The 22,049-nt window shown below is 64.1% G+C and carries 19 protein-coding genes; 8 read left to right on the top strand and 11 right to left on the bottom strand.

Annotation, left to right across the window (positions count from 1 at the left end):
• Position 1 precedes the first annotated feature (1 nt).
• The 6 genes from GH665_RS04090 to GH665_RS04115 are packed head-to-tail and all read left to right on the top strand — an operon-like array spanning position 2 to position 4,662.
• Complete coding sequence (locus tag GH665_RS04090) at positions 2-487, top strand: hotdog family protein (RefSeq protein ID WP_153134778.1); 486 nt, start codon at positions 2-4, stop codon at positions 485-487.
• Entirely contained in the window at positions 484-1,209 is a 726-nt protein-coding gene (locus GH665_RS04095) for a 3-ketoacyl-ACP reductase FabG2 (protein WP_153134779.1), read from the top strand. Before GH665_RS04090 ends, GH665_RS04095 begins: the two co-directional genes overlap by 4 nt.
• Positions 1,209-2,435: a beta-ketoacyl-ACP synthase gene (locus tag GH665_RS04100; RefSeq protein WP_153134780.1), complete on the top strand. Its 1,227-nt coding sequence runs from the start codon at positions 1,209-1,211 to the stop codon at positions 2,433-2,435. Before GH665_RS04095 ends, GH665_RS04100 begins: the two co-directional genes overlap by 1 nt.
• Positions 2,432-3,706, top strand: a complete 1,275-nt coding sequence (locus GH665_RS04105; protein ID WP_153134781.1) for a beta-ketoacyl synthase N-terminal-like domain-containing protein — start codon at positions 2,432-2,434, stop codon at positions 3,704-3,706. The genes GH665_RS04100 and GH665_RS04105 overlap by 4 nt, the downstream gene beginning before the upstream one ends.
• Before the next feature lie 33 nt (positions 3,707-3,739).
• Positions 3,740-4,162, top strand: coding sequence for a signal peptidase (locus tag GH665_RS04110; RefSeq protein ID WP_030101220.1), 423 nt, complete (start codon positions 3,740-3,742; stop codon positions 4,160-4,162).
• Between the two features lie 53 nt (positions 4,163-4,215).
• Complete coding sequence (locus GH665_RS04115; RefSeq protein WP_153134782.1) at positions 4,216-4,662, top strand: excinuclease ABC subunit A; 447 nt, start codon at positions 4,216-4,218, stop codon at positions 4,660-4,662.
• 56 nt (positions 4,663-4,718) lie between these two features.
• Here the strand turns inward: GH665_RS04115 and GH665_RS04120 are convergent, their stop codons facing one another.
• Positions 4,719-5,447, bottom strand: coding sequence for a class I SAM-dependent methyltransferase (locus GH665_RS04120; RefSeq protein WP_153134783.1), 729 nt, complete (start codon positions 5,445-5,447; stop codon positions 4,719-4,721).
• Positions 5,448-5,568: 121 nt separating this feature from the next.
• On the opposite strand from GH665_RS04120, the gene GH665_RS04125 reads away from it, so the two are divergent.
• Positions 5,569-6,831, top strand: coding sequence for an NAD(P)/FAD-dependent oxidoreductase (locus tag GH665_RS04125; RefSeq protein ID WP_153134784.1), 1,263 nt, complete (start codon positions 5,569-5,571; stop codon positions 6,829-6,831).
• Positions 6,832-6,934: 103 nt separating this feature from the next.
• On the opposite strand, the gene guaD is transcribed toward GH665_RS04125, so the two are convergent.
• From guaD to GH665_RS04175, 10 genes are all read right to left on the bottom strand, one after another.
• Entirely contained in the window at positions 6,935-8,317 is a 1,383-nt protein-coding gene (gene guaD, locus GH665_RS04130) for a guanine deaminase (protein WP_153134785.1), read from the bottom strand.
• A 106-nt stretch (positions 8,318-8,423) separates the two neighbouring features.
• Positions 8,424-9,476 carry an adenosine deaminase gene (locus GH665_RS04135; protein ID WP_153134786.1) on the bottom strand — a complete coding sequence of 351 codons (1,053 nt, stop codon included), beginning with the start codon at positions 9,474-9,476 and terminating at the stop codon, positions 8,424-8,426.
• A gap of 95 nt (positions 9,477-9,571) precedes the next feature.
• Positions 9,572-10,585, bottom strand: coding sequence for a xanthine dehydrogenase accessory protein XdhC (gene xdhC / locus GH665_RS04140; RefSeq protein ID WP_153134787.1), 1,014 nt, complete (start codon positions 10,583-10,585; stop codon positions 9,572-9,574).
• An 88-nt stretch (positions 10,586-10,673) separates the two neighbouring features.
• Positions 10,674-13,112 carry a xanthine dehydrogenase molybdopterin binding subunit gene (gene xdhB / locus GH665_RS04145; RefSeq protein ID WP_153134788.1) on the bottom strand — a complete coding sequence of 813 codons (2,439 nt, stop codon included), beginning with the start codon at positions 13,110-13,112 and terminating at the stop codon, positions 10,674-10,676.
• Entirely contained in the window at positions 13,112-14,665 is a 1,554-nt protein-coding gene (xdhA, locus tag GH665_RS04150) for a xanthine dehydrogenase small subunit (RefSeq protein WP_174771698.1), read from the bottom strand. The genes xdhB and xdhA overlap by 1 nt, the downstream gene beginning before the upstream one ends.
• A 421-nt stretch (positions 14,666-15,086) precedes the next feature.
• A complete protein-coding gene (locus tag GH665_RS04155) occupies positions 15,087-15,596 on the bottom strand; it encodes a disulfide bond formation protein B (protein WP_153134790.1) in 510 nt (169 codons plus the stop codon).
• A 131-nt stretch (positions 15,597-15,727) separates the two neighbouring features.
• Entirely contained in the window at positions 15,728-17,107 is a 1,380-nt protein-coding gene (locus GH665_RS04160) for an amidase (RefSeq protein WP_153134791.1), read from the bottom strand.
• A 75-nt stretch (positions 17,108-17,182) separates the two neighbouring features.
• Positions 17,183-17,863 carry a GntR family transcriptional regulator gene (locus GH665_RS04165; RefSeq protein ID WP_153134792.1) on the bottom strand — a complete coding sequence of 227 codons (681 nt, stop codon included), beginning with the start codon at positions 17,861-17,863 and terminating at the stop codon, positions 17,183-17,185.
• Positions 17,864-18,006: 143 nt separating this feature from the next.
• A complete protein-coding gene (locus tag GH665_RS04170; RefSeq protein WP_153134793.1) occupies positions 18,007-19,359 on the bottom strand; it encodes an MFS transporter in 1,353 nt (450 codons plus the stop codon).
• A gap of 7 nt (positions 19,360-19,366) precedes the next feature.
• Entirely contained in the window at positions 19,367-20,056 is a 690-nt protein-coding gene (locus tag GH665_RS04175; protein WP_153134794.1) for a DUF2848 domain-containing protein, read from the bottom strand.
• A gap of 222 nt (positions 20,057-20,278) precedes the next feature.
• On the opposite strand from GH665_RS04175, the gene GH665_RS04180 reads away from it, so the two are divergent.
• Entirely contained in the window at positions 20,279-22,036 is a 1,758-nt protein-coding gene (locus GH665_RS04180; protein ID WP_153134795.1) for a cation:proton antiporter, read from the top strand.
• Positions 22,037-22,049 lie beyond the last annotated feature (13 nt).

The following is a 22,049-nucleotide window of genomic DNA, read 5'->3' on the forward strand; positions in this document are numbered from 1 at the left end:
GATGATTCAGGCGCGCTCTACTCAGGACCTCGTCCAGCAACCGATCGAAGCGATCATCCCGCATCGCGGCACGATGCTGCTGCTCGATGGCGTCAATACCTTCGGCGAAGACACCGTGAGCGCGCGGGCGACCGTTCGCGCCGACGCCTGGTATGCCGACGCCGCCGGCGCGATGCCCGCATGGATCGGCATCGAGCTGATGGCGCAGACCATTGCGGCGCACGTCGCGCTGCTGGCCATGCGCGGCGGCGGCAGGGCGCGTCCTGGCGTGCTGCTCGGCTCGCGCAGCTTCCGGGCCTTGCAACCGTCATTCGCCGGTGGTGCCCAATTGCTGATCCAGGCAACGGAATTGCTGCGCAGCGAAGAAGGCCACGGCGCCTACGAATGCACGATCCACCACGGCGAGGTGTGTTGCGCCGAGGCGGTTATCAAGGTTTTTCAGCCGCGCGATTTTCAGTCATTCATCGAAGGGAGTTTCAGTTCATGAGCCGGCGTGTTCTCGTTACCGGCGCAAGCCGCGGCATTGGCCGTGCGATTGCGTATCAGTTGGCCGCCGACGGTTTCGCGGTGTCCGTGCATTGCCGCACGGGCCGTACCGAAGCTGAAGCAGTCGCCACGGGCATTGCCGCGCAAGGCGGCACGGCGCGCGTGCTGCAGTTCGACGTGCGTGAGCGCGCCGTGTGCCGCGAAGTGCTCGAAGCGGATGTCGCCGCACACGGCGCGCACTACGGCATCGTGTGCAGCGCGGGCGTGACCCGCGACGCTGCGTTCCCCGCGCTCACTGAAGAAGACTGGGACATCGTGATCGAAACCGGTCTCGACTCGTTCTACAACGTGGTCCATCCGTTGACCATGCCGATGGTGCGGGCGAAGAAGGGCGGCCGCATCGTCACGATTGCGTCGGTCTCCGGCGTGATGGGCAATCGCGGCCAGGTCAACTACAGCGCAGCGAAGGCCGGTCTGATCGGCGCGAGCAAGGCGCTTGCCGTCGAACTGGCGACGCGCAACATCACCGTCAATTGCGTGGCGCCGGGCTTGATCGAAACCGGCATGCTCGACGAGATGCCGCTCGAGCACGCGTTGAAGACGGTGCCGATGAACCGCGTCGGCCAGCCTGCGGAAGTGGCGTCCGTGGTCAGCTTCCTGATGTCGGATGCGGCCTCGTACGTCACGCGCCAGGTGATCGGCGTCAATGGTGGGATGGTGTGATGAAACGCGTCGTCATTACCGGCATGGGGGGCGTCACGGCGTTTGGCGATAGCTGGGACGTGATCGAAACGCGCCTGAAGAGCGGCGTGAACGCGGTGCGCCGGATATCCGAATGGGATTATTTCCAGTCGCTGCATACGCGGCTCGCGTGTCCGTTGCCGGGCTTCACGGCGCCCGCGCATTATCCGCGCAAGAAAACCCGCTCGATGGGTCCGGTCTCGATGTATTCGGTGCGCGCGAGCGAACTGGCGCTCGCCGACGCGGGCCTGACCGAAGACCTCAGCATCAAGGACGGCCGCATGGGCGTTGCTTATGGTTCGTCGTCAGGTTCGGTGCAGCCGATTCGCGCGTTCGGCACGATGCTCGAAACGGGCTCGATGACCGACGTTACGTCGAACAGCTACGTGCAGATGATGCCGCATACCACCGCGGTCAACGTCAGCCTGTTCTGGGATCTGAAAGGGCGCATCATTCCGACCTCGTGCGCGTGCGCGTCGGGCAGCCAGGCGATCGGCTATGCCTATGAAGCGATCCAGACCGGCAAGCAGACGCTGATGCTGGCGGGCGGCGCGGAAGAACTTTCGGGCCCGGCGGTTGCGGTGTTCGATACCTTGTACGCGACCAGCACGCGCAACGACGAGCCGCATCTCACGCCGCGTCCGTTCGATGCCTCGCGCGACGGTCTTGTGGTCGGCGAAGGCGCGGCGACGCTGGTGCTCGAAGAATACGAACACGCAGTGGCGCGCGGCGCGCGCATTCATGCGGAGATCGTCGGCTTCGGCTGCAATTCGGACGGCGCGCACATGACCCAGCCGACCGCCGAAACCATGGCGATTGCCATGCAACTCGCCCTCAAGGATGCGCAACTGGCGCCGGAAGCGATCGCCTATGTGAATGCGCACGGCACGTCGACGGACCGCGGTGACATTGCCGAAAGCCATGCGACCGCGCAGACCTTCGGCGCGCGCATGCCGATCAGTTCGCTCAAGAGCTATGTCGGCCATACGCTCGGCGCGTGCGGTGCGCTGGAAGCGTGGTGGACCATCGAGATGATGAAACGCAACTGGTATGCGCCGACCTTGAACCTGGATAACGTCGATCCGGCCTGCGCACCGCTCGATTACATCGTCGGTGCGGGACGCGAGATCGACGCCGAACATGTGATGAGCAATAACTTTGCATTTGGCGGCATCAATACGTCGCTGATTTTCAGGCGCGTTCGATGAGCATGGCGCTGCACCGCGTGGTCATTACCGGCATGGGGATCGTATCGTGCCTCGGCAATACGCTCGACAGCGTGTCGGCCGCGTTGCGCACGGGCCGCTCGCGTATCGAGCGGATCGACGCGTGGCGTGAGCGCGGTTTCGGCTCGCAGGTGGCAGCCGTCGCGTCGGTCGCACAGGAGCCGCCGTTCGATCGCAAGCTCGAACGCTTCATGGGCGACACCGCGCGCTTTGCCTGTCATGCCGCGAAAAAGGCGATCGACGACGCCGGGCTCGATCCCGCCGCGTTGCGTTCGCCGCGCGCCGGTACGGTGATCGGTTCGGGCGTCGGCACGATGTCGAGTTACGACGTGGCGATGTCGATTGCGAACGCCCGTGGCGTCGATAGAGTGCCGCCGTACACGGTTCCGCATGCGATGAGCAGCACTGCATCGGCCAATGTCGCGCAGGTGTTCGGACTGGAGGGCGTGAGCTATTCGCCGTCGTCGGCGTGCACGACGTCGGCGCTCGCCATCGGTCAGGCAATGCAACTGATTCAGACCGGGCGCCAGCAGATCGTGCTGGCCGGCGGCAGCGAGTCGTTGCACGACAACATGACGCTGATGTTCGATTCGATGGGCGCGTTGTCGCGCGGTTTCAACGACACGCCCCAGCGCGCTTCGCGTCCTTACGACACGGCACGCGACGGCTTTGTGATCGCGTCGGGCGGCGGCGTGCTGGTGCTCGAGGCGCTCGATCATGCGTTGGCGCGCGGAGCCCGTATTTACGCCGAGCTGACCGGGTTCGGCGACTGTACGGATAGTGCCGGCATGGTTACGCCACGTGCGGCCGGTATCGCGCGAGCGATGCGCGGCGCGCTGGGCGAAGCGGGTGCGACGGGTGCAATGAGTGCAACGGGTGCAATGGATGGCAGCGCCAGACGTCCGGACTACATCAACACGCACGCGCCGTCGACCCCGCTTGGCGATGTCGAGGAACTGCATGCCTTGCGCGACGTATTCGGCGGCGAAGTGCCCGCGTTCTCATCGACCAAAGGCATGACCGGACATCCGCTCGGCGCATGCGGCGCGCATGAGGCGATCTACACGCTGCTGATGATGCGCGACGGTTTCATCGCGGGGACGGCGGGCATTGAGACGCCGGAGCCCGCCGTCGACGGGTTGCCGCTGGTGCGCACGACGCGTGACGCGCGCATCGGCACGGCGATGTCGAATTCATTCGGGTTCGGCGGCAGTTGCGCGAGCCTGATGTTTGCAGTGTGGCAGGGCGGTTGAAACGGCCGTCATTTAAAAACGAGGGCAACAAAAATGAAAAAACGTTTTGTACTGGGAGCACTCGCGGTGGTGGTGCTGACGCAGGCGGGCTGCGCGACCGACGTGAAATCGGTGCCGCTCGCGGCGGCGGCCGGTCAGTCGCGTGGCGGCGTGCCGGTCTATTTCGGTCAGCAGGACCACCCGCCGGTGACGGCTAATCTGGGGGAAGTGTCCTACTCGGCGCGGATCGCGCGCAAGGTATCGAGCCCGGACGACGCATGCCACGAAGCGCTGGCTGAAGCCGTGCAGAAGCTGCGCGCGGCAGCTCACGAACGCAACGCGAACGCCGTGATCGACGTGTCGACGCGTTTTCACAGCACGAAGACCGACTCATCGACCGACTTCACCTGTGGCGTGAGCCCCAGCGCGGCAGCGGTCGCGGTGAGCGGCCAGCTCGTCGTGCTGCAGGCGAACTAGGTCAAATCGAATCTGGAACTCACTAAAGCAACAACAACCACCAAGGAGTCTCAATGAAACGCAATGTACTGTTTGCCGCGCTGTTTGCTTCGCTCGCCACGCTGAGTGCCACTCAGGCTTTTGCTCGCGATACGGTCGACAACTATCCGATCGCGCCGGCGCTGCAAAGCGAACCGGGCAAGGTCAGTGACGACGTTGCGCTGTATTTCGCGGGTCAGCCGCATCCGGGCGTGCTGAAAAAGATGGGTGAATTCGCCACCAACAAGAAGACCAACGCTTTCGGCAAGAGCGACCTGGAAGCGTGCCAGCACGTATTCCTTTCGGCTGTGATCGAGTTGCAGGATCGCGCGCGCAAGGAAGGCGGCAATGCGGTGATCAACATCAAGAGCAACTACAAGAACGAAGTGCGCGAGAGCGCGACGGAGTTCACGTGTGGGGCGGGTGCGGTGATCGCCGGCGTGGCGTTGACGGGTGAGGTAGTGACGCTGCGCGGCAAATAAGTACGCCGCGAAGCTTGCCAGGGCGATGGCGACGCCACCGCCCTGGCAAGAAAGATTCAATCCGCCTTGACCGCCGCGACATTGACCAGCGTTTCACGGCGCTTGCCAGGTTGCGGATGGTACAGGCCGAGTCGTTCGAGCAGGCCGAAGTCTTTCGCGCGGCTCCACCAGAGATACGGCAGCGAGACGTTGCGCTGCTCGAAGCGAAAACCGCCAGCGCGGATCATGTCGAGGTACCCGTCCGCGCTTTTCTGCACGTGCATGGGATGGCGGAACAGCAACCGGATCACCCACGATTTGATGTACGCGTCGGTGGATTCGGCGAACAGCAGGATGCCGCCCGGTTTGAGCACGCGGCGGAACTCGGCGAGCGCGCGGTCCTGCTCGACCAGATGGTGGAAGGTTTGATGGCAGAACACGATGTCGGCGCTGGCATCGGGCAACGGCAATTGCGCGCAGTCGCCGTGCAGCACGTCGATGTCGGCGAGCTTGTCGCGGCAGGCGCGGGCCGCATTGGCGGCAAGCGTCAGCGACGGTTCGTGAAAATCGACGCCGACAATGCGGCGCGGCTTGAACGCGTCGGCCAGCAGGTGGAACGAAATGCCTTGTCCACAGCCGACGTCGACGATAACCGGTGCCACAGGCAGGGGCGCGTCGATCAGCCGTTTGAGGTCGTTGATCGCGACCCGCAGAACATGATGTTCCCACGTATAGGTACGCAGGAACCAGATCCCGAAGGCCGTTTCCGGCACGAAAGGCACGCTGGATGTTTCGGATGGCGACACGCTGGGCTCCCCGGCGAAATGGTGTTTTTGCTGCGAGTGTTCTTGCTGTGATGCGTAATTGTAACGAGAAGTAAGGATGCAGCGTAACGCTGCCTAGAGCAAGCAAACGATTGAGGCAACCTTGAGTACACATTCGTCAAAGCGCGTGACCGTCGATGTCGCGATCATCGGCGCAGGTCCGGCAGGTGCGGTCGCGGCGGCGCTCTTGCGCCGGGCTGGGCGTTCGGTGCTGGTGCTGGAGCGCCAGCATTTTCCGCGTTTCTCGATCGGCGAGAGTTTGCTGCCGCAAAGCATGGCCTACCTCGAAGAAGCGGGCATGCTGCAGGCAGTGGTCGAGGCCGGGTTCCAGTACAAGAACGGCGCGCATTTCATTCACCGCGGCCAGTCGTCGGCGTTCGACTTCCGCGATAAGCATTCCGCTGGCTGGGGCACCACTTACCAGGTCGAGCGCGCGGTGTTCGACGATATTCTGATTCGTTGCGCAGCCCAGCAGGGCGCCGACGTGCGCTTTGGCCACACGGTCCGCGCGATGCATCCGGGCACGGCGGGCGAGGGCGGCAATAAACCGGTACTCGAGGTGATCGACGAAGCGGACAACGCGTACGAAGTGGAGGCGCATTTCGTGTTCGACGCGAGCGGCTTCGGCCGGGTGCTGCCGCGCTTGCTGAACCTCGAAGCGCCGACGCGCATGCCGACCCGCGCCGCGATCTTCTCGCACGTTCTGGACGGCATTCCGGCCGGCGCGACCGACCGCAACAAGATTTGCGTGGCGACACACCCGGAGCGCCGCGACGTGTGGTTCTGGATGATTCCGTTGGCGGGTGGCCGCTCTTCAGTGGGTTGCGTGGCCGAGGCGAATTTCCTCGATGTGCCGGAAGCTGAACGCGACGCGAAACTGCGTACGTTGATCCAGCAGGAGCCGACACTCGGGCCGCTGATCGGCAACGCGCCGTTCCTGATGCCGGTGCGTCATATCGGCGGCTATGCGGCGAATGTGGAGCGTTTGCATGGGCCGGGCTATGCCCTGCTCGGCAATGCGGGCGAATTCCTCGATCCGGTGTTTTCATCCGGTGTGACGATCGCGCTGCGTTCCGCACATCTCGCGGTACAGACCTTGAACCGGCAACTGGACGGCGAGCAGGTCGACTGGTCGGCTGCTTACGACGTGCCGTTGCGCAAGGGGATCGATACGTTCCGCGCCTTCGTCGAACGCTGGTACACGGGCGAATTGCAGGACATCATTTTCTATCCGGACCAGACGCCTTCGATTCGCCGCATGATCAGCGCGGTGCTGGCGGGTTATGCGTGGGATGAATCGAATCCTTACGTCGCCGATCCGGTGCGCCGTCTGAATGCGTTGCACGACGTGTGTACGCATCGTTGATCGGCCCGCATCGCATGGGCAAATAAAAACGGCGCTTCTTGAAGGAAGCGCCGTTTTTTATTCAACTGTCCGAATCGGCTCGGGACTCAGCCCAACAATCCCATCAGGCCGCGATTTTCGCCGCACGCGGCGCATGCTGACGCACGTCGTCGCGACGATGCACACGCTTGCCCGCCGCATACGTTTCGTAGATCGCGCGGTCGTCGCCGAGCAGCGCGAACGCGAACAGCAGTTCTTCGAGCGATTCCGTGCGTGCGGTACGGCGCGCGAGCAGCGGCGTGGCTTGCGGATCGAGCACGACAAAGTCGGCTTCCGACTTTGGCTTCAAGGTGCCGACCTTGTCGGCCAGATCGAGTGCTTCCGCTGCGCCTGCCGTGGCCAGATAGAACATACGCGTAGCCGTCAGATGATGGCCGGTCAGGCGCGCGACCTTATGCGCCTCGTTCATGGTTTGCAGCATCGAGAACGAGGTGCCGCCGCCGACGTCCGTTGCCAGCGCGATCGGCGTGCCGGCTTCGTCGGCTTTGTCGAAGTCGAACAGGCCGCTGCCGAGGAACAGGTTCGAGGTCGGGCAGTGCGAGGCGACCGTGCCGGTTTGCGCCATGCGCTTGCGGTCTTCGTCGTCGAGGTAAATGCAGTGGCCATACACCGCGCGGCGGCGCAGCAGACCGTAGTGATCGTAGATGTCCAGGTAGCTGCGGTGCCCCGGGAACAGATCGGCGACCCACTTCACCTCGTCGGTGTTTTCGGCCACGTGGCTCTGGATGAAGATGTCCGGATGCTTGCCCGCCAGCACGCCGCACGCTTCGAGCTGCGCTTCGGTCGAGGTCGGCGCGAAACGCGGCGTGAGCGCGTACATCTGGCGGCCACGGTTGTGCCAGCGGCCGATCAATTCGGCGCTGTCGTCATAGCCCGATTGCGCGGTGTCGCGCAGGAATTCCGGGCAGTTGCGGTCCATCAGCACCTTGCCGGCCACCATGCGCAGATTGCGCGCTTCGCTTTCGGTGAAGAGCGCGTCGGCCGAGTCCTTGTGGACCGTGCAATACACGAGCGCGGTGGTCGTGCCGCAAGCCAGCAGTTCGTCGACAAAGAAGCTCGCCGTGTCGCGTGCATAGGCCGGGTCGGCAAAGCGGCGCTCCGTCGGGAACGTGTACGTGTCGAGCCACGGCAAGAGCCCGGGCGCCGGCGACGCGATCATGTCGGTTTGCGGATAGTGGATGTGCGTATCGATGAAACCCGGCACGATCAGCTTGTCGCGCATCTCCTGCACATGGGTGCCCGGCGCGAGTCGGGACGCGAGCTCGGCATACGCGCCTGCTGCGACGACATGGCCGTCTTCGACGATCAGCAAGCCGTCTTCGTTGAAGACCGCCGCGTTGGGCGATTGCGCGGGGTCACCGTTGAAGGTCAGCAGTTGTGCGCGGAATGCTGATTGGGCGGGTTGTGCCGAGGGTGCCGCTGGTGCCGCTGGTGCCGATTGAGTCATGGGAAAAGCCGTCTCCGTATTGTGGGGAGCTACGCAGCACGGGCGGCGGTTTTAGTCTGGCTCTGAAACGAACCCGTGCCGCCGCCGGCTGCTATTCATTGGCCCGTCAGTGCGGGCCGCCTGGGTGCCAGTGCGCGTCGAGCTTCGCGATCAGTTCGCTGCGTTGCTCGGGCGTGACGAACGACGCTTCGAAGCTGTTGCGGATGATCGTGTAGACCTCGGCATCGTTGAGCTTCAACGCGTCGATGATGGCGAAATAGTTGGCGTTCACGTAACCGCCGAAATAAGCCGGATCGTCGGAATTCACCGTGACGGCGACGCCGCGATCGAGCAGGTCCTTCAGTGTGTGTTGAGTCATGTCGTCGAACACGCAGAGCTTGAGGTTCGACAACGGGCACACGGTCAGCGCGACGCGCGTGTCGGCGAGGCGCGTGACGAGCGCCGGATCTTCGATGCTGCGCACGCCGTGATCGACGCGATCCACGTTCAGCAGATCGAGCGCTTCGTAGATATACGACGGCGGCCCTTCTTCGCCCGCATGTGCGACCAGTTTCAGACCGAGCGCGCGCGCCTTGGCGAAGACGCGTTCGAACTTCGACGGCGGATGGCCACGCTCCGATGAATCGAGCCCCACGCCGATCAGGCGGTGTTTGTATTGCTCGAACAAGGGCCGCGCTTCTTCAAAGGTTGCGAGCGCATCTTCTTCCGATAGATGGCGCAGGAAGCACAGAATCAGCTTGCTCGTCATGCCGCGCTTTTCCGCGTCGGCGAGCGCGCGTTCGATGCCGGCCACCGCCGTTGCGATCGGCACGCCACGCTCCGTGTGCGTCTGCGGGTCGAAGAAAATTTCGCTGTGGATCACGTTGTCGGCGAGGCAGCGTTCGACATAGGCCGTCGTCATGTCGTAGAAATCCTGCTCGTGCAGCAGCACGCTCGCGCCGGCGTAGTAGATGTCGAGGAACGATTGCAGATCGGTGAACGCGTACGCGGCGCGCAAGGCGTCGATCGAGTCGTACGCAAGCTTCACGCCGTTGCGCTCGGCGAGCGCGAAGATCAGCTCGGGTTCGAGCGAGCCTTCGATATGGATGTGCAACTCGGCCTTCGGCGCGCGAGCGGCTTTCTCGACGAGCGAAAGAGGGGTAGCGGTTGTTGTATTCATGGTCGGTCAGGAGTTCGTTGGAGTCGGTTCGCGCCGGATGCGGGATGCGTGGCAGGATGCAATCGCGTTCGGCGGCAGGTCGATTGTGCTGCAAATCAGACCGTCTGCGCCGCACGCGCGCCCGCATTCGCCTCCACGGCTTGCAACACCTGGGCGGCCGCCGAGATCGCGATGATCTCCGGCGACTTGTCGACGATACCGTCGACGCCAAGCGGGCATTTCATCCGCGCAATCTGCGAAGGATCGATGCCGCGCGCGGCCAGCCGATGTTCGAACTGCTTGCGCTTGGTGTGCGAGCCGATCATGCCGAAGAACGCGAAATCGCCGCGCCGCAGAATGCGCTCGGCCAACTCGAGATCGAGCGCATGGTTGTGCGTCATCACGATGAAGTACGTGTGCGGCGCGGCCTGGTCGATGGCTTCGTCAGGCGCGTCGTTCGGATCGATCTTCACATTCGGCGCATGCAGCGTTTCCAGCGGCGCAAACTGCGCGTCGCGCTCGTCGACCCAGCGCACGGTGCAAGGCAGCGTGGCGAGCACGCGAACCAGCGCCGCGCCCACGTGACCGGCGCCGAACAGCACGACCTGGAAGTCGCCTGGCGCGATGGTTTCGGTGAGCAGTGCGCCGCTGTCGTCGAAACCGGCGCCGTCCCATAGCAGGCAGTCGGCGGCATCGACACCCGGTTCGGGGTCGGACAGCATCACCGCATCCGGTGCGGGGCCGAATGATACGCTACGCACCGTCGAAAGGCCCGCGGCCACGCGTTTTGCGAGCGACGTGATCCAGCCGAGGTCGCCGATGTCGAGGCGCTCGAAGGCGAGAATCACCGCGCCGCCGCAGCATTGGCCGAGACTCGGCCCAAGCGCGAAGCGTTCGAGGCGGCGTGTGTGCGGCGAGCGCATGCCGTCGCGCAGCACCTGGCGGGCTGTCTCGATGGCTTTCCATTCGAGATGGCCGCCGCCGATCGTATGTTTGGCCGATTCGCGCGTGACGATCATCTTGGTACCGGCTTCGCGGGGCGCCGAACCTTCGACGCGCGCGACCGTTACCAGCACGGCGGCGTCGCCGTGCGCGAGCAGTTGTTGCAGGTCAGGTAGCCAGGCTTGCATCCGGCGGTTCTCCATACGTGGCCGCGCGGGGTGTCCGTGCGGCCGGTTGAGCGTGGCCCGACGCGTTCGTGTCGCGTCGGGCTCTGGCTTAAATTGCTGAAATCGTTGTGGTTGGGGGCGCGCTTGCCGCTTGCGTCGATTGTCCTGGTGCGTGTTCCTTTGCTGTCGTCAGCGATTGCAACGCGTCCAGCGCGTCGAGAATCGCTTCGGGTGTCGCCGGCGCGCGTAACGGCGGCGCATGATCCGCATCCGGCGCCGCAGCCGCAATCGCGTCACGAATCGCGAGGAATACCGAGAACGGCAACAACAGAGGCGGCTCGCCCACGGCCTTCGAATGGAACACCGTCGGCTCGGCGTTCCGGTTCTGATAGAGCTGTACGTTGAACGCCGCTGGCGTATCGCTCACGGCGGGAATCTTGTACGTCGACGGCGCGTGTGTCATCAGGCGGCCATCGCGGTTCCACCACAATTCTTCCGTGGTGAGCCAGCCCATGCCCTGAATGAAGCCGCCTTCCACCTGGCCGATATCGATCGCCGGATTGATCGATTGGCCGGCGTCGTGCAACACGTCCGCGCGTACCAGTTTCCATTCGCCGGTCAGCGTGTCGATCACCACTTCCGACACCGCCGCGCCGTATGCAAAATAATAAAACGGGTGACCGGTTAGCGTTTGCGCGTCCCAATGCACTTTCGGCGTTGTATAGAAACCGTCCGACCACAACTGCACGCGCGCCAGATACGCCGCGCCGACCAGTTGTTCGAACGGCATCGCACCGCCGTTCACCGACACTTCGCCGTGGGCGAATTCCACCGCATCGGCGCTACCGCCGAGCTGCCTCGCGGCGAGTTCGGCGAGCCGGCTGCGAATAGTCCGCGCCGCGGCTTCGGCGGCTTTGCCGTTCAGGTCGCTGCCGGTGGAGGCCGCCGTCGCCGAGGTGTTGGCGATTTTCGACGTATCGGCCGCCGTGACGCGCACGCGCGAAAGCGGCAACCCGAGTTGATTCGCGACGACCTGGGCGACTTTCGTGTTGAGCCCCTGGCCCATCTCGGTGCCGCCGTGATTGACGAGCACCGAACCGTCTTTGTACACATGTACCAGCGCGCCGGCCTGATTCAGAAACGGCACGTTGAACGAGATGCCGAACTTCACCGGCGAGAACGCGAGGCCGCGTTTGAGCACCGGACTCTGCGTATTGAACGCGGCGATCGCTTCGCGGCGCGCGCGGTAGTCGCTGGTTTCCAGCAGCTCGTCGGTCAGCGGCGCGATGATGTTGTCTTCGACGCGTTGTCCGTACGGCGTCGTATCACGTTCACCGATCCCGTAGTAGTTGGCGAGCCGCACGTCGAGCGGATCGCAATGCAATTGACGCGCAATGCTGTCGAGCATTACTTCCATCACCAGCGCGCCTTGCGGGCCGCCGAAGCCGCGAAACGCGGTGTTCGATTGCGTATTCGTCTTGCAGCACAGCGCGACGATATCGACGTCGGACAGGTAGTACGCGTTGTCGAAGTGACAGACGGCGCGGGTTGCGACCGCGCCCGACAGGTCGGCGGAATAGCCTGCCCGCAAAGCGATTTCCACGCGCGCGCCGAGAATCCGGCCGCTATCGTCGAAGCCGGCTTCATACTCGTAGACCGCGTCGTGACGCTTGCCGGTGATCATGAAATCGTCGTCGCGATCGGCGCGCAGTTTGACCGGGCGGCGCAGCAGTTTCGCAGCCAGCGACGCCGCACACGCAAACAGCGCCGATTGCGATTCCTTGCCGCCGAAGCCGCCGCCCATACGCCGGCATTCGCACACGACGTTGTGCGCCGGCCAACCGAGCATATGCGCGACCACCTGCTGCATTTCGCTCGGGTGCTGCGTCGAACTGTAGACCAGCATGCCGTCCATTTCCTTCGGCACGGCGTACGCGATCTGGCCTTCGAGATAAAACTGTTCCTGGCCGCCGACCTCGAAGGTGCCGCGGATCTGATGCGGCGCGGCGGCGATTTTCGCGTCGGGGTCGCCCCGCTTCAGGTGTAGCGGCGGCAGGACGAACTGCTTGTTGGCTTTCGCTTCGGCGGCCGTGAGGACGACTTCGAGTGGTTCGTAGCGCACCACGTCGTCGCTTTTGGCCAGCGCGGCGGCGCGGCGCGCGAGTTCATGACTCTCGGCGATCACCGCGAACACCGGTTGGCCGAGATACAGCACTTCGTCAACGGCGAGAATCGGATCGTCGTGCAGCACCGGGCCGCAATTGTTCTCGCCGGGGATATCTTCGGCAGTCAGAACCGCGACGACGCCAGGCGCTTTTCGTACGGCATCCAGATCGAGCGACACGATCCGCGCATGCGCGTGCCGCGAGAGTCCCAGCGCAGCGTGCAGCGTGCCTTGGCATTCGGGAAGATCGTCGGTGTAGGTGGCCTCACCGCTCACATGCAGCGTGGCGGATTCGTGCGGCAGCGACACACCGATCGCCGTCTCGCTTTCGTGGGCGGCAGCGTGCCTCGCGGCATGTTCGACAAAAGCATCGGTCCGGTTCATCACGACGACTCCTTTGCAACGGCCACGGCCCCGTCCGGTACACCGGATTCGTACGCGAACGCATTCACGTCGCAGAGGGCGAGCGGCGCTTCATCGCGCGTTTCGAGGTGGAAGCGCCACAGCAGGTTGCGCGCCACGTTGAGCCGATAGGCGCTCGATGCGCGCATGTCGGTGAGCGGCTGGTAATCGGCGACGAGTGCGTTCATCGCTTGCCGCGCGGTGCTTTCGTTCCATGTTGCGCCGGTGAGCGCAGCTTCGGTTTGCGCGGCGCGTTTCGGGGTCGCGGCCATGCCGCCGAAGGCGATGCGGGCATCCGTGATCACGCCGTTTTCGCCGATGTGCAGTGCAAACGCGGCGCACACAGCGGAAATGTCCTGATCGTAGCGCTTCGACACCTTATACGTGCGGAACCGCAAATCGCGAGCCGGACGCGGCACGCGTAGTGCCGCGACGAATTCGCCTGCCGCGAGCGCGGTTTTCTGGTAGCCGAGGTAGAACGCGTCGAGCGTGAGCGTGCGGGTTTTGGCGCCGTGGCGCAGCACGACTTCGGCACCGAGCGCGAGCAGCGCGGGCATCGAATCGCCGATCGGCGAGCCGTTCGCGACGTTGCCGCCAAGCGTGCCGGCATTGCGGATCGGCAGCGATGCGAAGCGCGTCCACAACTCAGCCAGTTCGGGATAATCGACGGCGAGCGCGGCGTAGGCGTCTTCGAGCGTAACCGCGGCGCCGATGGTCAGCGTCTGCGCATCGCGTTCGATCGTCTTCAATTCGGCGACATTGCCGATGTACAGAATGTCACCGAGATCGCGGAATTGCTTGGTGACCCACAGACCGACGTCGGTGCTGCCGGCCAGCAGGCGTGCCTGCGGATGTTCGGCGCGCAGTCTGGCGAACGCGTCGAGTTTGACCGGTGCACGGAAGATGAGCGAGCCGAATTCGGCGCCACGCGTATCGGGTGCGCTGTACTCGAAGGTGTCACGGCGCTGGATCTTACGCAGCGTGTCGGCGACCGCCTTGCGGTCCAGCGTCACGCGGGGGTATTGCGGATAGTCGAACATCTTCTGCGATGCGTCGACAATCGGGCGATAACCCGTGCAGCGGCACAGATTGCCGGACAGCGCGGCATTGATTTCGTCACGGGTGGGCAGGCCGGCGGCGGCCGGCTGGTTTTCGTACAGCGCCCACATCGACATCACGAAGCCAGGGGTGCAGAAACCGCACTGGGAGCCGTGGCAATCGACCATGGCCTGCTGGACGGGGTGCAGGGCGCCGTCGGCGGCGCGCAGGTCTTCGACGGTGAAAAGGGCTTTGCCGTCAAGCGTCGGCAGAAACTGGATACAGGCGTTGACCGCTTTCAGCGCGAGGCTGCCGTGCGCATCCAGTTCGCCGATCACAACCGTGCAGGCGCCGCAGTCGCCTTCCGCGCAACCTTCCTTGGTGCCCGTGCAATGCAGATCCTCGCGCAGGTGCTGAAGCACGGTGCGCGTCGCCGGGACGCCCGCGACCTCACGGACGGACCTCTGGTGATAAAAGCGGATGGTTTGCGTTGTCATGGCGAATCCGAAAGACAGTGCGGACCGGGCGCGCGTTACGCATGGGGTCGCGCCAAAGCCGGCCTCGCGCACGTAGATCGCCATCCAGTTCCGAAGATAGCATTACCTTGTCCCGAAAATATTTCCCAACTCGCATGAAGCTTATTCGGAAGCGGTCATGTAATTAATACGATTCGCGCCGCGCCGGGAAGTTGCGTGAGGCGGGGTGGGTCGGGAAAATCAGGCGGGATGGGGCAGAGCGGGGGAGTGACGAGCGTTGGGTGATGGTTCGCAGGGCGCCGGTGGTCAGGTTTTACCGAAGCCGCGGGGTCAGAGCCGGCATGAAAACGCCGGCCTTCGAGCCGCCATAACAGACGGTGCAAAGGCCGGCGCGAAGCCGGTTACGTCAACCGGAGCAGCCGAGAAGGCTGGCTCGGCGGGCTCAGGCGAACCGGCGGCGATTCTTGGCCAGGCTTAGCGCTAGCGGCACGAAGGCTACGACGAAAGCCACCAGCGACCAGGTGGGCAGCGACAGACCCAGAATCGGCGGATAGGCGGTTTCGCAGAGCCCTGCCACCTTGAAGACGCCCGGCAGCCAGTGCGCGGGCGGCAAACTGTCGACGACCGGCTGCAGTGCGTCGAAACCGCAGCTGAAACCCGGATTGGCCTGCACATACACGTGCCGCGCGGCGGTCACGATGCCGCCGAGGGCCGACAGGGCCGCCAGTACTTCCAGTAGCCGCACGCCGCGCCAGCTGTTGAAACGCGCGCCGAGGAACGCAAAAATCGCGATCAACAGGAAGAAATAGCGCTGGATGATGCACAGCGGGCAGGGATCTTCATGCAAGCCGTATTGCAGATAGAGCGCGCCGGCGACGAGGCCGACGCAGATCAGGCCAAGCAGAACCAGCAGGGAGCGCTCGCGGCGCAGCATCGCATTGTCGTTATTCATGGGTCGTGTGGCTGTCTGGAAACGGAAAGGGCGGGTGCCCGCGATTCTAGCGCGAACCCCCGCCCTGGCGCTTATCGCGCTTTTAAGTCGCAATCCGGCTGAATGCCCGCTCAGTGCCCCGATCCTCCTGATCAGCGAATCGCATTGAGTACCGCCTGGGCGCCGCGGCCGATGGCCAGCAACGCGTCGTCGGCGTGCGGCGCGCCTGCCAGCATCAGACCTACCGGTGCGTCGCCGCGCAGATGGCAGGGCAGCGACAGTGCGCAGGCGTCGAGGAAGTTGAACGCGCTCGGATTGCGCAGGATCAACGCGTTGGTGCGGCCAAAAGCGTCGTCATCGTGAATCAGATCGGCCACGCGCGGCGGCACCACCGGCACGGTCGGCGCGACAACCGCGTCGAAACGCTGCCACAGTGTGCGCGCGGCTTCGTCGAGCATGGCCTGACGCTCGGCGAGCAGGTCCAGATAATCGGCGGCGCTGGCGGGTTGACCCTTCAGGATGCGCACCAGCACGCGCGGATCGTACTGCTCGCGGTGTTTTTCCAGCAGCGGACGGTGCCACGCATACGCTTCGATCGGCGAAAAGCCGAAGCGGTTGATCTCGGCCAGACGGTCGAGCGGCGCAAAGCGCACTTCCGTAACGATAGCGCCGGCCGCTTCCAGATGCTTCAGGGCCGTGTCGATTGCGGCGGCGACTGCCGGTTCGACACCGTCGGTCACGAAATTGGTCAGCACGCCAAGGCGCACGCCTTCGAGCGGCCGGGCCGACGGAATGCGCGGCTCGAGCCCGGCCAGCATGCGATCGACCAGCGCGCAGCAGGCGACCGAGACGCCGATCGGCCCGAACGAGTCGAGCGTCGGAGAAAGCGGCACGCCGCCTTGCTTGGGGATACGGTCGGCGGTGGGCTTGAAGCCGGTCAGGCCGCACAGTGCCGCCGGGATGCGGATCGACCCGCCGGTGTCGGTGCCGAGCGCGACGGCCGCCATGCCGTCCGCGACCGACGCCGCCGCGCCCGACGACGAACCGCCCGAAATTCGCTCGTCGCCCTTCACGCCGCGCTGATACGGCGACAGCGGGTTCCCGTAATGCGGATTCAGGCCGAGTCCGGAAAATGCGAATTCGCTCATGTTGGTGCGCCCGACGATCACCGCGCCGGCCCGCTTCAGTCGCGCGACGGCGACAGCGTCTGCCTTGGCGGCGGGCGCGTCGGCCAGCACCACGGAACCCGCGCGAGTCGGCTGGCCTTCAATATCGAACAGATCTTTGACCGACACCGGGATGCCGGCGAGCGGCGAGAGGACCGTGCCGGCGGCGCGCAGACGGTCGTGCGCATCGGCGGCGGCGCGGGCGCTGTCGGCGTCGACGTGCATGAAGACGGCAGCGCCCTGGCCGGCCGGATCGGCGATCCGTTCGAGCGCGGTTTCGACGAGCGCGCGACTCGTGGTGCGGCCGGCGGCGAGGTCGGCGGCAAGCTGGGCTAGCGGCGGGAAGGGCGTGAATTCAGTAGCCATGGTGTCGGGGGAATCCGGTTGAACCGGCTAAAACCGGTCGAGGTCGATTGGTTGCGTACGATGAAATGCGTTCGATCAGATGCGGCTGAACAAGGTCGCGCGAAACGCTTCGATATGCTTTTGCACCGATTGGCGGGCGCCTTCGGCATCGCGTTCGCGCAGCAAGCGAAACAGTTCGAGATGTTCTTCGTGCACGTCTTCCAGATGATGCGGCTCGGACAGCGAAATGAACCAGAAGCGCAGCGAGCGTTCATGCAACCCACGCAGGATGTCGGCCAGCACCGGGTTGCGCGAGGCCGCCGAAATCGCCAGATGGAACTCGCGGTCGATATCCATCATGCCTTCAATATCGTGCGCGGCGACGCAAACCGCCGAGCGTTCGAGCAAGGCCTGCATCGCGTCGAAATCGTGTTGCTGCGCATGGCGCGCGGCCAGCTCGACGCAGTAGCTCTCGTTGACGAGCCGCACGTCGATGATCGCCAGCACGTCGTCGAGTGAAACCGGGCGGACCATGATGCCCTTTCTCGGCATGATGGTGAGCATGCCTTCGTGCACCAGCCGATGCAGCGCCTGATGAACCGGCGTTCTGCCGATGCCCGTCAACACCATCAATTCCGCTTCGTTCAGCACCTCGCTCGGCCGCAGACGCATCGTGATGATCTCGCGCTTGACGAAGGCGTAGGCCTGTTCGGCGAGACTCGCCGAGGCGGTTTCGCGGGGGGCACTGGAACGGCGGGCAGTCTGCAAAAGCGTCATGTGAAGAAAGAGCGGGCGGTGTCGTCCGCATTGTAGAGCAAGGTTTTGCGCGGACGGCGGCCGGTGGGCGGTTGCTCTGCGGCGCCGTTTGCGTATGACGTGCGGCTGCGCGTCATACGCAATCACGGGAACCGCGCTATATGTCAGGCGCTCCTCGGTGTCACGGCGGCGGCGTGCTGCACCTTGACGCGCGGCATCATCAGCGTGACGAGGCCGCCGACGATCAACGCGCCCGCGATCAGCACCAGCCCGAAGGTCACGCTATGCGTCGCGTCCTTGACGATGCCGAGTACGTAAGGACTCACGTAGCCAGCCAGATTCGCAATCGAGTTGATCACGGCGATGCCGGCAACGGCCGCGGTGCCTTGCAGGAAGGTGGTGGACATCGACCAGAAAATGCCGAAGCCCGCCAGAATGCCGATATAGGCGATCGACAAACCGGTGACGGCGAGCGGAATCGAATTCGTCACGGAGGCACTGCCGAGCAGGCCCGCCGCACCGATGAAACAGCACACGGCATAGTGCCAGCGCCGTTCGCCGGTGATATCCGACGAGCGTCCGATCAGGATCATGCCGATACCTGCCGCAAGGTACGGAATCGCGGTGACGAAGCCGTTCGTGACGAGATTCGTGACACCGAGGTCCTTGACGATCTGCGGCAGCCAGAACGAGAAGCCCGCGTTGCCGGTGACGAGGCAGAAGTAGATCAGCGTGAGCAGCCAGAAGCGGCCCGAGCGCAAGGCAACCGAGAGGCTATGCTCGGCGCCGGCTGCCGCGGCGGCCGTATTTTCGCGCGCGAGGCGGCCGAGAATCACGCGCTTTTCGTCGTCGCTCAACCAGGCGGCTTCGGCGGGCGTGTTGCGCAACACGGCGAGCGCCCAGAAGCCGGCGAGGATCGACGGAATACCTTCGATCAGGAACATCCACTGCCAGCCGCGCAAGCCGTGCGCTTCGTGCAGCGCCGACATCAGAAAGCCCGACAAGGGCGCACCGATGATGCCCGCGACCGGAATTGCCGCCATGAACACGGCGACCATCCGCGCGCGCCGGTCGGACGGAAACCAGAAAGTCAGATACAGCACCACGCCCGGCACCAGCCCGGCCTCGGCGACGCCGAGGAAAAAGCGCAGCACGTAGAACGCCGTTTCCGAGCGCACGAACATCATCAGGCACGACAGCAGGCCCCACAGCATGGTGATGCGGGCGATGGTGGCGCGTGCGCCGAATTTCTTCAGCAGCAGATTGCTCGGCACTTCGAACACGAAATAGCCGAAGAAAAAAATCCCCGCGCCGAGGCCATACGCCGCATTCGAAAGGCCGAGATCGCCGGTGAACTGCAACTTCGCGTAGCCGATGTTGACGCGGTCCAGGTACGACAACACGTAGACGAGAAACAGGAACGGCATGATGCGCCAGGTGATCTTGCGCAGGGCGGCGGCCTCGATCCACGCGTCGGAAGACGTGTCGGCGTTGGCGGATAGCGGGGGGGTGCTCATGGGTGCCTCATTCGACGATGGGGAGCGCGTGCACGCGATAAGCGTGATGCAGTGTGCGTTTCAGGACGGGGTCGTGCAGTTCGAGTTCAAGCGCGTCGCCGTCGGCCATGCCGACGATCCCGCCTTGTACGGCCAGCGTGCCGCAGAACATCGCGGCGCCTTCTGCCACCGGCGCGCGTTCCAGCAGGTCGGCAGCCGCCAGCAGCGACGCGACGCTGCCTTGCTGATAGAGGCGCCGCTCGCCGTTGCTGGTCACGGCGAAAGCGCGCAGTTCAAGCTGATCCCAGTGGCCGGCCACATCGTCGAAGCGCCAGGCGTCGCGCGCGACCGGTTTCGGGCAGACCTGTTTGGAGACGGTGACGCCGTAGGCCTCGACTTCGCGATCGGTGTGATCCGAGCCGACGGTGACGAGCAGTCCCGCTTTCGAGCGGACCAGCACGCATTCGGCTTCCCCGCTGGACTTCACGCCAACCACGTCGATCTGTTCGGCCTGCGTCAGCAGTTCGGCGCCGAGGCGATAGAAGCAGGGCGTGGTCGACGGACGCTTCACGCCAAGTTCGGCCAGCTCGGCGATGTGATGCTCGATCGCCGCCTGATCGCGGCCGGCCCAGCCTGCAATTGTCAGACGATTCACTTCGACGATATCGGCGTGGCTGTCGCCGGAACGATCTACAACATTGAAGGACACCTGCTGCATCACTCGACTCCCAAGAAAATATGCAGCAAATATTATTGTGATATTTCACACGTGTCCAGCGTGTCAAAAAAGTTTCGGACGAAACGGCCGGCCGGTCCGCTGGCAGTTCGCTGCCGGTTTGACCAATCCCGCGCCCTTTCGGCGTTTGCGCGTTGCCGGCCGGTCGCATGAGTACGTTACACTGCGTTTTTTGAAACATTACTTTTTGTAAGGGACGCATCCATGCATCATGGCATCGGCTTCATTCAGGACCTGGCGGTCGTGATGGCGCTCGCCGGCGTCGTCACCGTGCTGTTCCATCGCCTGAAACAGCCGGTGGTGCTGGGGTACATCGCCGCGGGCGTGATCATCGGGCCGTACACGCCGCCGTTCCAGCTGATCCACGACGAGCAGACCATCCAGACGCTCGGCGAACTCGGCGTGGTGTTCCTGATGTTTTCGCTCGGGCTCGAGTTCAGCTTGCGCAAGCTCTTCAAGGTCGGTGCGACGGCGATCGTCGCGGCGCTTTCCGAAATCGTGCTGATGCTGTGGATCGGTTACGAAATCGGCAGCGCATTCGGCTGGAGTTCGATGGACTCGCTGTTTCTCGGCGCGATTCTCGCAATCTCGTCGACCACCATCATCGTCAAGGCGCTCTCCGAGTTGGGTCTCAAGCGCGAGAGCTTCGCGCAACTGGTGTTCGGGATTCTGATCGTCGAGGACATTCTCGCCATTGCGATGCTGGTGCTGCTCTCCGGCATTGCGCAGACGGGGGAGTTGAGCGCCGGTGTCGCCGTCGTGACGCTCGGCAAACTGCTGCTCTTCATGACGGTGTCGCTCGTGGTCGGTATTCTGGTCGTGCCGCGTGCGCTGAACTATGTGGCGCGCGCCAAAAGCGACGAAATGCTGCTGGTATCGGTGCTCGGCTTCTGTTTTGGCTTCTGTCTGCTGGTGGTGAAGCTCGACTACAGCATGGCTCTCGGCGCGTTCCTGATCGGCGCGATCATGGCCGAGTCGCGCCATCTGCATCGCATCGAGCATCTGATCGCGCCGCTGCGCGACGCCTTCTCCGCGATCTTCTTCGTGACGATCGGTCTGATGCTGAACCCGACCGTGCTGCTCGACTACGCGTGGCCGATTGCGGTGATTACGGTGGCGGTGATCGTCGGCAAGATCGTGTCCTGCGGGCTCGGCACTTTTCTCGCCGGCAAGGATGGGCGCACGGCGATGCGGGTCGGCATGACCGTTTCGCAGATCGGCGAGTTCTCGTTCATCATCGCCTCGCTTGGCTTGACCTTGAAGGTGACGAGCGCGTTTCTGTATCCGATCGCGGTAGCCGTTTCCGCGTTGACCACGCTTTTCACGCCTTACCTGATTCGCGCCGCCGACCCGTTGACGCAGCGCCTCGGCCGGGCGATGCCACCCACGCTGGCCAATGTGTTCAGCCTGTATGGGCAGTGGTTGCGCAGCTTGAGCACCGGGAGCGGTGAGCCGACGCTATTCAGCATGACGCGGCGGATCATTTTGCAGATCGCCGTCAATCTTGCGCTGGTCGCGGCGATCTTCCTGATCGTGTCGTATAGCGCGCCGTACACCAGCACCGTGCTCGCGCACTGGGTGGCGTCCGAGCCGATGCAGCGTGTGGTGCTGTGGAGCATTGCGCTGGTACTGTCGCTGCCGTTTCTGGTTGCGGTCTATCGCAAGACTAAATCGCTTGCGCTGTTGCTCGCCGAGGTCAGTGTGCAGCCGGCAACCGCGGGGCGCTTCACCAGCGCGATCCGTTATGCGATTTCGGACCTGGTGCCGGTGGTTTCGATGGTCGGCGTATTTCTGCTGGTGGCGGCGCTCTCCGGCAGTATCTTGCCGCCGACCGGCCTTCTGACCGTGGTGCTGGTGTGCGCCGCGCTGCTGCTGGCGCTGGTCTGGCGCTGGTGCGTGAAAATCCACGCGGCGATGCAGATTGCCTTGCGCGAAACCTTTGAAGAGCAGCCTGATCCCTAAGCTCGACGGCCTC

Origin of the sequence: Paraburkholderia agricolaris (genome assembly GCF_009455635.1) — a bacterium.
In the GTDB taxonomy this organism is placed as follows: Bacteria; Pseudomonadota; Gammaproteobacteria; order Burkholderiales; family Burkholderiaceae; genus Paraburkholderia; species Paraburkholderia agricolaris.

Coding starts and splice junctions, on each gene's coding strand:
- GH665_RS04090 (WP_153134778.1), top strand. CDS start 2: ATGATTCAGGCGCGCTCTACTCAGGACCTCGTCCAGCAACCGATCGAA.
- GH665_RS04095 (WP_153134779.1), top strand. CDS start 484: ATGAGCCGGCGTGTTCTCGTTACCGGCGCAAGCCGCGGCATTGGCCGT.
- GH665_RS04100 (WP_153134780.1), top strand. CDS start 1,209: ATGAAACGCGTCGTCATTACCGGCATGGGGGGCGTCACGGCGTTTGGC.
- GH665_RS04105 (WP_153134781.1), top strand. CDS start 2,432: ATGAGCATGGCGCTGCACCGCGTGGTCATTACCGGCATGGGGATCGTA.
- GH665_RS04110 (WP_030101220.1), top strand. CDS start 3,740: ATGAAAAAACGTTTTGTACTGGGAGCACTCGCGGTGGTGGTGCTGACG.
- GH665_RS04115 (WP_153134782.1), top strand. CDS start 4,216: ATGAAACGCAATGTACTGTTTGCCGCGCTGTTTGCTTCGCTCGCCACG.
- guaD (WP_153134785.1), bottom strand. CDS start 8,317: ATGACTCAATCGGCACCAGCGGCACCAGCGGCACCCTCGGCACAACCC.
- GH665_RS04135 (WP_153134786.1), bottom strand. CDS start 9,476: ATGAATACAACAACCGCTACCCCTCTTTCGCTCGTCGAGAAAGCCGCT.
- xdhC (WP_153134787.1), bottom strand. CDS start 10,585: ATGCAAGCCTGGCTACCTGACCTGCAACAACTGCTCGCGCACGGCGAC.
- xdhB (WP_153134788.1), bottom strand. CDS start 13,112: ATGAACCGGACCGATGCTTTTGTCGAACATGCCGCGAGGCACGCTGCC.
- xdhA (WP_174771698.1), bottom strand. CDS start 14,665: ATGACAACGCAAACCATCCGCTTTTATCACCAGAGGTCCGTCCGTGAG.
- GH665_RS04155 (WP_153134790.1), bottom strand. CDS start 15,596: ATGAATAACGACAATGCGATGCTGCGCCGCGAGCGCTCCCTGCTGGTT.
- GH665_RS04160 (WP_153134791.1), bottom strand. CDS start 17,107: ATGGCTACTGAATTCACGCCCTTCCCGCCGCTAGCCCAGCTTGCCGCC.
- GH665_RS04165 (WP_153134792.1), bottom strand. CDS start 17,863: ATGACGCTTTTGCAGACTGCCCGCCGTTCCAGTGCCCCCCGCGAAACC.
- GH665_RS04170 (WP_153134793.1), bottom strand. CDS start 19,359: ATGAGCACCCCCCCGCTATCCGCCAACGCCGACACGTCTTCCGACGCG.
- GH665_RS04175 (WP_153134794.1), bottom strand. CDS start 20,056: ATGCAGCAGGTGTCCTTCAATGTTGTAGATCGTTCCGGCGACAGCCAC.
- GH665_RS04180 (WP_153134795.1), top strand. CDS start 20,279: ATGCATCATGGCATCGGCTTCATTCAGGACCTGGCGGTCGTGATGGCG.